General features: G+C 46.4%; 7 protein-coding genes. 3 read left to right on the top strand and 4 right to left on the bottom strand.

The genetic code is table 11. From position 1 onward, the window contains the following. Window positions 1-284: 284 nt before the first annotated feature. The 3 genes from astA (at window position 285) to CAG60_RS07495 (ending at window position 5,162) form a co-directional block, all read left to right on the top strand. Window positions 285-1,328: an arginine N-succinyltransferase gene (astA, locus tag CAG60_RS07505; RefSeq protein WP_161425682.1), complete on the top strand. Its 1,044-nt coding sequence runs from the start codon at window positions 285-287 to the stop codon at window positions 1,326-1,328. Between the two features lie 39 nt (window positions 1,329-1,367). After that, window positions 1,368-2,711, top strand: coding sequence for an N-succinylarginine dihydrolase (gene astB / locus CAG60_RS07500; protein ID WP_161425681.1), 1,344 nt, complete (start codon window positions 1,368-1,370; stop codon window positions 2,709-2,711). Between the two features lie 309 nt (window positions 2,712-3,020). Beyond that, complete coding sequence (locus CAG60_RS07495) at window positions 3,021-5,162, top strand: sensor domain-containing diguanylate cyclase (protein ID WP_161425680.1); 2,142 nt, start codon at window positions 3,021-3,023, stop codon at window positions 5,160-5,162. 38 nt (window positions 5,163-5,200) lie between these two features. Here CAG60_RS07495 and CAG60_RS07490 read toward each other — a convergent pair whose 3' ends face one another. From CAG60_RS07490 to CAG60_RS07475, 4 genes are read right to left on the bottom strand one after another with little or no spacing between them, the layout of a single operon-like run. Further along, a complete protein-coding gene (locus tag CAG60_RS07490; RefSeq protein WP_161438645.1) occupies window positions 5,201-6,844 on the bottom strand; it encodes a BatD family protein in 1,644 nt (547 codons plus the stop codon). Further along, window positions 6,844-8,688 (bottom strand): VWA domain-containing protein, encoded by a 1,845-nt coding sequence (locus CAG60_RS07485; protein WP_161438644.1) that lies wholly within the window; start codon window positions 8,686-8,688, stop codon window positions 6,844-6,846. Before CAG60_RS07485 ends, CAG60_RS07490 begins: the two co-directional genes overlap by 1 nt. After that, the gene (locus tag CAG60_RS07480) at window positions 8,681-9,649 is read right to left on the bottom strand and encodes a vWA domain-containing protein (RefSeq protein WP_161438643.1); all 969 of its coding nucleotides are present in this window, start codon (window positions 9,647-9,649) and stop codon (window positions 8,681-8,683) included. The genes CAG60_RS07485 and CAG60_RS07480 overlap by 8 nt, the downstream gene beginning before the upstream one ends. Continuing rightward, the gene (locus CAG60_RS07475) at window positions 9,636-10,121 is read right to left on the bottom strand and encodes a DUF4381 domain-containing protein (protein ID WP_154170870.1); all 486 of its coding nucleotides are present in this window, start codon (window positions 10,119-10,121) and stop codon (window positions 9,636-9,638) included. Before CAG60_RS07475 ends, CAG60_RS07480 begins: the two co-directional genes overlap by 14 nt. Between the last annotated feature and the right edge of the window lies 1 nt (window position 10,122).

Genomic DNA, 10,122 nt, shown 5'->3' with positions numbered 1-10,122 from the left:
GTCTTGTATATGGTTGGTTTTTTGTTAAAAGTGTTGATATTTTTCTTTATTTGAATTTACTATGTAAACACGACAAAGTTAATCAATGTTTAGCAATAACCACCAAGTTTTAAATAAATAGTAGCACTTCTGGATAATAATCCTTACTTGTTAGCATAACGTGTCAAAAATAATGCATTTTTAGTGATGAGTAGACAGTAAGAATTATTTGTGTGGCTATTTTGCATGGTTATGTTCTTCGCTTACGAACAAGAACATCGCCCATCACAACAAGGATTCAAGTTATGATGCTTATTCGCCCAGTGACTAGGGATGACAAACCCGCATTGCTAGCCTTAGCTAAAAAAACCGGAGTGGGATTCACTTCGTTACCTCATCATGAACAGCGTTTAGCGCAGCGAATTGAAAGAATGCTGGCGACTTGGCAAGGAGAAGCGCCGCTGCATGATCAAGGTTATCTGTTTGTCTTGGAAGAGACAGAAACTCAGCAAGTGGTTGGTGTGAGTGGTTTAGAAGTGGCGATTGGTTTAAATGAACCGTGGTACGATTTTCGGGTTGGGACTTTGGTGCATGCCTCCAAAGAGCTGGATGTTTATAACCAAATGCCGACCTTATTTTTAAGTAATGATCATACGGGATGCAGCGAGCTGTGCACACTCTTTCTCGATCCTGATTTTCGATTAGGTAAACATGGCCATTTATTATCGAAAAGCCGGCTGCTGTTTATGGCCAGTTTCCGAGAACATTTCACTGATAAATTGATTGCTGAGATGCGTGGCGTCTCTGATGATAGTGGCCATTCACCGTTCTGGGAAAGCCTCGGCCGACGATTCTTTTCGATTGATTTTAGCCAAGCGGATCATTTAACGGGGATTGGCCAAAAGGCATTCATTGCCGAATTAATGCCAAAACATCCTCTGTATGTCGATTTTTTATCGGAGCCTGCTCAGCAAGTGATTGCTAAGGTGCACCCTAACACTGAGCCTGCGCGTAAAATTCTTGAAGATGAAGGGATGCGTTATGAAGGCTACATCGATATTTTCGATGCCGGCCCGACTCTGGAAGCGTACATTGATGACTTACGCATGGTTCGTGATAGTGAGTTATGTGAGGTATTGATCAGTGACTCGCCACCACAAGGGGAGGCTACATGGTTGATTGGTAATCTTAATTATCACCATTATCGAGCGATGATCAGTAATGCGCAATACGTTGATCAGCAAATCTCGCTGACGGCTGAGCAAGCGGATCAATTACAAGTACAGCAAGGTGATAAAGTCAGAATTGCCCCATTATTTGCGCAGCCGATCGTGACCGCGAGTTGTTAATTTCCTCTTTTAAAATCAATAATAATAAGGACGTTGTGTATGTCAGCTTATGAAGTGAATTTTGATGGTCTGGTTGGGCTTACTCATAATTACGCAGGACTGTCGTTTGGTAATGTTGCGTCAACTTCAAATAAAAATGCGGCTTCTAATCCACAGCTAGCTGCGCTGCAAGGGCTCAGCAAGATGAAAGCACTTCATGATATGGGGTTTGTACAGGGTATATTACCTCCCCAAGAACGGCCTTGTATGGCGACTTTGCGTGAATTGGGCTTTAGTGGACGCGATGAGCAAATACTGGCTAAAGTTGCCAAGCAAGCTCCGCAGCTTTTAGCCAACGTAAGCTCCGCTTCATCGATGTGGGTCGCTAATGCTGCGACGGTTTCTCCTTCGGCAGATACAGCTGATAACAAAGTTCACTTTACGGTTGCTAATCTGAATAATAAATTTCATCGTTCAATTGAAGCCACGACAACCCGCCGAGCACTGCAAGCGGTATTTTCTTCTGCTGAGCATTTTGTCCACCATGCTGCGCTGCCTCAGCAAGCTCTTTTCGGTGATGAAGGGGCGGCAAATCATAATCGGTTATGTCTTGATTATACTGCGCCTGGAGTTGAGCTATTTGTGTACGGTCGTCAAGCATGGGGAGGAGCCGTTGAACCACAGCGTTTCCCTGCTCGACAAACTCGTGAAGCGAGTGAAGCAGTGGCACGGTTGCATCAATTAAACGCTGCGCAGCGAGTGTTTATCCAGCAAAATCCAGCGGTGATCGACCAAGGGGTTTTTCATAATGATGTGATTGCGGTTAGCAATGGACCGGTATTGTTCCATCATCAGCAAGCGTTTCTCGATCAAGCGCGTGCTTTTGCTGAGCTAGAGCAAAAACTGAATGCCTTAGACAGCCCATTTATCCCGATTGAAGTTCCGACCGAGTTAGTTGCGGTGCAAGATGCGGTAGACAGTTACTTGTTTAACAGCCAGCTATTAACCAAAGCCAATGGCAAAATGCTGATTGTCGTTCCTGAAGAGTCTCGTCAAAACCCGCGAGTGTGGGCGTATCTGCAGCAATTGATCACCAGCGGTGGACCGATTGATGAAGTTAAGGTGTTTGATCTGCGCGAAAGTATGTGTAACGGCGGTGGTCCGGCTTGTTTGCGTTTGCGTGTTGTTCTCAATGCATCAGAGCTTAAAGCCACTAACTCCCGATGCTTAATGGATGATCAACGTTTTGAAACGCTCAATCAATGGGTGAAAAAGCATTATCGCGATCGATTACTTGAGGCGGATTTGGCTGATCCGCAATTATTAATAGAGAATCGAACCGCACTTGATGAGCTAACTCAGATCATGGGCCTCGGGTCGTTATATCCATTTCAGCAAGCCTAATACATTGAATCCGTAGAGCAGAGGTGAATTCTTTGTTCATCGGCAATAATATTTGGTCATCCGGATCATTTTCCGCGTTAAGCGTTAATCTTGTCTGTGAAAATTCTCACTATTGAGAATTTTCACAATTAATGACTGTATTTTCCCGCTAAAATGGAAACAACCTCTCAAAAATGCAGCTCATCTCTAAGATACATAAACCCTTTTAGCCAATTTGCGGCGCGGTTAACAGAGACTATGGGATTCGATTGAGTAACGCTGCTGGATTCTCTAATTTGACGCTAGGCACACTCTATTTAGGCCATGGTCATGTTCTCTCGTACCCTAGCAAAACAGCTCTCGACTTGCAGTAGTCATCGTATGTTGACTGAGGTTATCTTTCCCTTTTTACGCCAGATACTTTTACCTCAGGCGATGCACATCTTCCATGCACCTTCTCATCCTTATCAGGCAAAGAGTATTTTTACAGTAGGGCAACCGCTGTCAGTGGCTCAATATCCAGAGACGTTTTGGTTGTGGGCCGCCCAATTTGATTGTGCCGATAATCTGATCCCTCTCGCTACTAATACTTGCAACTGGGATTATCAGCAGGACATCCCATCAGAAGCGTATTTATTTACCCTCGATAACCACAGCGATAAACGGACCTATTTATTGTTTGAGGGAGTCTGTGAGCAGCGAGTGAGTCAGTTATTGGCGACCGGGGGGCTTGAATGCTTACCGCTGATAGCGGCTCGTTGGCAGTGTATCCGAGCCGAAACGGACGCTGCGCAAGAGTTTAAGCTTCGTGATAGCCGTGAGGCTAAGTATCGCGATGAGTTAACGCAGCGCGAAATTTTTATTGATAACATGAAACTGGTACATCAATTAGCACTTACCTTATCAAATCCGAGCAATTTGGATGAGTTGCATCGTGCATCGGTTGAAGCGGTGCGCGATAAGCTAGGGTTTGATCGAGTGGCTTTATTTTTATTAGACATCAAAAAACGCTGTTTTAGCGGCACTTATGGGACGGATGAGCAAGGACGAACGATAAGTGAGCATCATACTCAGTTCGATTTACATCAGTTAGAGCCACGATATATCGAAGCGATCGCCGACGGAAACTCAACGTTGGTGATCATCGATGATGCGCCGTTGTATACCGCAGGTGAGGTGATCGGGCAGGGATGGAACGGCATGCTATTGCTGCGTGATGGTGAAGAAGTGTTTGGTTGGATAGCGATGGACAACTATTTTCGTCGTCAACCCATCGGTGATTATCAACGCCAGATGCTCGGTTCTTTTGCTTCGTTATTGGCGCAAATTTATATTCGTAAACGGCAGGAACAAAACATGCGCATGTTACATGCAAGCATGGTCGAATTATCGCGTTGTTTGACGGTGAGTGAAGTGTGTAAAACGGCGGTAGCCTTTGCGATTAAGCGCATGGGTATCGATCGCATGGCAGTATTTTTGACCGATGAACAGTGCGGTTATTTGCAGGGGACTTGGGGAACTGATATTCAAGGGAATATCGTCGATGAGGGTTATTTTCGTAGCTCTGCGATTGATAATGAAATCGTCCTTTTGGCCAAACAAGCACCAAATGAGGTGGTGTTCAAAGAGTCGGTGCCCATTTATCACGACAGCCAAATTGTCGGATTTGGTTGGACGGCGATGACGATGTTGACTGATAACGATAAACCATTGGCGTTTATTTCAGCTGATAACCTGATCCGCCGCTCTCCGTTAACGTCTCAGTTACGAGAAGTGATCCGCATGTTCGCCTCGAATTTAACCGAAGTCTTGATGCGTGCTAAAGCTCAGCAAGCGATCAATGAATTGAATGAAAACCTAGAGCGTGAAATCTATAACCGTACCCGAGAGCTACAAAAAGCCAATGAGAAGCTGGATTTGCTGGCCAAAATGGATCCACTGACGCGTTTAGGCAATCGGCGTATGTTAACCCATTTGTTAGAACAAACCTGTGAGCAACATGCGGCTAAGCCGGTTGATTATGGGGTTATTTTGCTCGATATTGACCACTTTGGCTTATTTAATAACTATTATGGGCATCTTGAGGGGGATATCGCGTTAATGCGGATTGGTAAAGTGCTCAGTCAGCATACTCAGTCTGCTGGAGAGCAATTTTGCCGGATCGGCGGTGAAGAGTTTGTCTTGCTACTGACTAGGCATAATGCTCAGCAAGTCGCCGCGTTAGCCGAAACGATTCGCTGTGCGGTCGAGCAAGAGAATATTCCACATCACACTAGCCCTGTTTCTTCATGTTTAACGGTCTCGATTGGTTACTCTGTTGCCCGTTTTACGCCGAGTGAAATTCAATTTGAGCGTATGTACGCTGAAGCCGATAAAGCGCTTTATCAAGCAAAGCATCAAGGACGCAATACCGTGGTTGGGGCCGAATTGACCCCAACTACGCCTGACTCGTTTGAACACCTCTCCTCTTAATATCAAAGTCGGTATTCTTAGTCTTAACGTGTCTAATCCTATAATTTCGCTAAGGGGTGCTGAGTTTTGGCTGCCCGCTTTAGCGCTTCTTGCTGAAGACGTTTTATCAGCGTGTTAAGAGCTTGGTAGTCACACGTTTGGCTGTTTAGTGAAAATTTATTTTCATGCAGTGTATTCAGGGTTTGCTGTACTTTCTCTCGCTCTGCATGAGTCAATGGACTTTCATTTAACCAGCGTGAGAGTGCATGGTTAATCATCATCGCATCTTGAGTGGTTAAGGCATTCTGTAGCTGTTGCCAAGTGGAGCCAGGCTGAATGTTGGTTGTTTCTTGTTCATTCAATCGGGTATGTTTTCGATATAAACGCCAATACAATCCGAGCGTGACTAGCCAGAAAGTCGCCAATAAGGCGGCCAGATACGGCCATAATCCTGCCTCTTTAACAACTATTGTTTGAGCAGACACTGCTGTCGTATGGTTCGGATCAGAGGGCGAGATAGCATTGATTGGCTGAGTCGCCGAAACATCAAGGGATAAGCCTTTCGCTTGGCTTAATTGGGCCTGTTTAGTGTGGCTATTCCACCAATGAATATTGATATCAGGCAGTTGGATTTCACCACTTCGCCGTGGGATCAACACCTGTTTGAGTTGCATCAGTGTATTTCCGTTATCTAAAGTGGTGAATTGTGGCTTTTGCTCGTAAACGCTAATCGAATCAGGATAACTCAGAGCAAGAGTAGGCAGTTGCTCTGCAGAGAGCCCAGCCACTTGCAGGGTAATATCTCGGGTTAGAGCGTCTCCCACTTCGAGATGATAAACGCTATCGGTGATTGGCGCGCCTTGGCTATTTGTCCAATGATCGCTGAGCGTTAACTGTGAGGTTGGTAGCCATGCCCCTTGGTAGTCACTCGGCTGTGGTTCAACCACTAATGAATAAGTGTTGGGTTCTGTGTTGAGGGGAATAATGCGCGCGCCACCATGTAACGTATTTCCTAAAAGGTATGAGCCTTGAAAACGAGGTTCAACTAAATGATATTCCCCTGCTTGAATCGCTGTTAAGCGATACTGCTGCTCAATAATGGTCGCTTCTATCCCTGCGATCACCGTCTGATATTGTTGAGTTTCACCAATCTGACCAATAGTCATCCCATCTACGGACGGTGGTGTGATGTGGGTGTTTTGTAAGCGGCGGCGATCCGCTTTGATGGTAAGGCGAGTCGTTAAAACGGTACTTTCTGCTGGATACAGAGTATCCCGTGACAAGGTACTCTGTAGTTGAACAAGTTCATCCATCTGTGGTGCTTGTTCATCAACGCTGACTTGTATCGAGATGGGATCGGTGCGTTGGCCGTTAAGCTCAAAGCTTGGGATAGTTAAGATCCCTAAGCGATTGGCGGCTAGCGATAATGTCCATTCGCTGCGCTGGCTACGTTGATTGTTAATGATATTGACTGAAGACACAAAGCTTGGGCGGCTGGTAAAAAAGTCCTCTTCTAGATGACTAAAATCAATCGCTTCTGCGTTGGCCGGTTGTTCACTGACAAGACGCAGCTGAAAGACCTCGTTTTGGACGACTTTATTTTTGCTGACCGTAGCATAAAACGATGCACTATAAGCCGAGAGGCTGATGCTAGTGAGCAATATCATTAGCCAAAATGAAAAGTGGAGTCGTAACAATTTCATCACCATGGATTACCTTGATTTTGGGGAGTTGATTTCTCTTGAGCTTGTAAATACAGCTGGGCACGTAATAAGCGACTCGGATCGCGAGCACTTTCGACTTGCTCTAAACGGCGCAGTAGCGGATCGCTTTCTTGTGTGCTAGCTGGGGTTTGATCCACCGTTGGCTCATGGGGCAAATCTGGTTCTAATGTATTCGGCTCGGTCGGTGTTGCTGCTGAGTCAGATGTCTTTTCATCCGCATGTAACGTATCTGTATTGGACGAAGCCGAAGGCTCTGTATTCGGACTGTTATCTTGGGGTGATTCTGATTGTGTTGACGAATGTGAGTCATCACCGTTTTGGGGCGAGTATTTCTCTTTCTCAGCGTTCGGATTGGCTTCGTTGGTCGGTGACGAATCTGCTTGCGACGAAGCATCGTCAGCGTCAGACTCTTGTTGCTGTTGCTGTTGCTGTTGCTGTTGCTGTTGCTGTTGCTGTTGCTGTTGCTGTTGCTGTTGCTGTTGCTGCTCAAGCGCTTTCTTTACCACCGTTAAATTATGCTGCGCATCAGTGTGCTGCGGATTATTGGCGAGTATATGCTGATAACGTTGTAGCGCTTCGGTCAGCTCACCAGCTTGGGCGAAAGCATTGGCTAGATTGTATTGTACTTGCTCGCTGGGATTCTTGATTTGACTAAGCACGTCAATCGCACCTTGATAATCTCCGGCTTGATAGCGCGCAACACCTTGCCATTCTGGTTGAAAAAATAACTGTGCTGCGGTTTGATAATCACCTTGTTGATAAGCTTGCAGCGCTTGCTGATTTTGATTTAGCCATGCGGAGGCGTGTGCAGGTGAAACGGTTAAGCCACTACTCAGTGTTAGTAACGCAACCCAAATATAGCCACGTCTAAATAGTAATGCGGCTGGTAAAATGAGCAATAAAATCAACCAATAGCCGTGGTTTATTGGAATGGAGAGCTGAGCGGCTTGTGTGGATAATGAAGCCTGATACTGAGATTGAGTGGCACTTAATAGACGCATGATATCTTGATCGTCCCCTCGATAAGCAACGAATAAGCCTTGTACTTCGTTAGCTAAATCTTGCATCAGTGAAAAATTGGTTTTAGCAATGACCGGTTGGCCAGATTGATCGTTGAGCAGTGTGCCATCAGGCATAGCAATGGGTGCCCCACTTTCGGTTCCGATACCGAGCAAGCTTAACTGCCATGGTTTGCCTCGGACTAAAGAAGAGATCGCCGATGCTTCATTGGCGGAAAGGTCGTCGGCGATTAATAGAATATCGCCTTGTTGAAATCCCGCTTGTTGGAGCATCTCAATCGCCAGTGCGACCCCTGCCGCCGCATTGGCTCCCGGTAATGGCATGATACTTGGCGATAAGTTCGGAACTAAGCTCGCAATCGTGGCTGTGTCGGTAGTTAAAGGACTGACAATATAGGCATCCCCAGCGTAGGCGACCAAACCAGTGCTGCCTTCTTGCCAACCGTTGAGTAAATCGAGCACTTTGTAACGAGCTTGAGACAGTCGATTTGGCTTGATATCGGTAGCATAGAGCGATCGTGACATGTCCATCACCACGACACGGCCACTCTGCTGGCTATAACTTGGCCGAGGCTGTTTTTCAAAACTAGGTCCTGCTAGAGCAATGAGGGCGATTAGCCAGCACGCACCGAGCCCACCCAAAACCAGTGATTGCCGCTGGAGAACCGCTAACCCTAATGCTTGGGCCAAATGGGGAGCAATAAGAGGTGTGGTTGTGGCATATCGCAAAAGCCAAATAAGCACGAGGCCAACAGGTAGGATCCCGAGTAACCATAGGGGCGAAAGAAACATAAACTCAGACATGATGTCTCCTCAGCATCATCAAAATGATAGAAAGTAACAAACTTAGTGCTAACGGATAGCTGAATATTTCTTTTTGAGGTCGCCACACATGAGTCGCTTGCTGAATCGGTTCAAGTTTATCGATCGTCTGATAAATGGTCTGTAAATCGTGTTTATCACGCGCTCGGAAATACTGTCCCCCCGTCAAATCGGCAATCTTTTGTAATGTTTCTTCATCAAGATCTTCAGCAGTATTAATACGACGCGTCATAAAAAAATCCCTGACCATCATTTCACCAGCCCCCACGCCCACTGTGTAAATGGTCGTATGATACTGTTTAGCGATGTGTGCCGCTTCGATAGGGTTAAGTACGCCGGCATTGTTACTGCCATCACTGAGGAGGATCATCACCCGCTGCGGGGCATCACTCTCAATAAAGGTTTTGGTCGCGAGGCCAATACCATCGCCGATGGCAGTTTGAGTGCCAATCAGACGTAAAACGGCTTGATTAAGCTGTTGAGCGACGGTAGTTCTATCGAGAGTGAGCGGTGTTTGTAAATAGGCGTGATCCGCAAAAAAAATCAGTCCGAGACGATCGCCTTGCCGCTGAGCGATAAAGTCACTAAGTACCTGTTTGACCGCCGTGAGACGATCGATATAGTCATCGCCCATCTGCATGTCTTTTTGATTCATAGAATAAGACAAGTCGACCACCAACATCATGTCTCTATGAGGCTGAGAGTGTGTAATGGGTTCACCATACCAAACAGGGCGCGCTGCCGCTGCGACGAGGCTTATCCAAAGTGTTAGCACCAAACCTTTCATCAGCCATTGCTGTGGTTGGTGGTTATCACTGGACGGAGGAAGATAAGCGAGAGGTACTGCAGTAGTGGGTGGTTGCGGCGGTAAAAAAAAGTACACCAGCAGTGGCAGTGGCAGTAACGCCCACAGCCACCACCATACAAATTCAACGTTTGCCAAGGTTTCGTAAACTCCTCTTTGTTGGGGGCAACGCTTTATCTATCCACAAGTAGCAATCCGCAACCAAACGCTCCGGATGCTCGATGGGTTGTTTTTGATATAAGGCTTGTTGCCATAACGCGAGATTTGGCACAAAGAGTGGTTGCCCCAATTGGTTATCTAAAAAAACGTACCAGTCATGGCCCGTGAGGTGAGCAATATCTTCACGCGGGAAATAACACAGCGCGGCTTGTCTCAGCAATTCAATCGCAGAAGAGGGGGTTTGATAACCCGCAGGCATACCGAGTAAGCGTAATGCGGTTTTCTTCGGAGCGAGACGCTTACGTTTCCAGTGAATCAAAAAGGCAACCAGCAAGATAACGCTAACAGCGGCTGCCGCGCTTACCCACCATCCCCACGCTAATGGCCACCAAGAGGGCAAAGCAGGAAGATGAAGAGCATTAAGGTCGAGTAGTGATGAGGCTGCCTGCATT

This window comes from Vibrio sp. V33_P6A3T137 (genome assembly GCF_009904835.1).
Taxonomy (GTDB): Bacteria; Pseudomonadota; Gammaproteobacteria; order Enterobacterales; family Vibrionaceae; genus Vibrio; species Vibrio metschnikovii.
The sequence above is the reverse complement of the archived record's forward strand: the minus strand, read 5'-3'. Positions and strand labels throughout refer to the sequence as shown.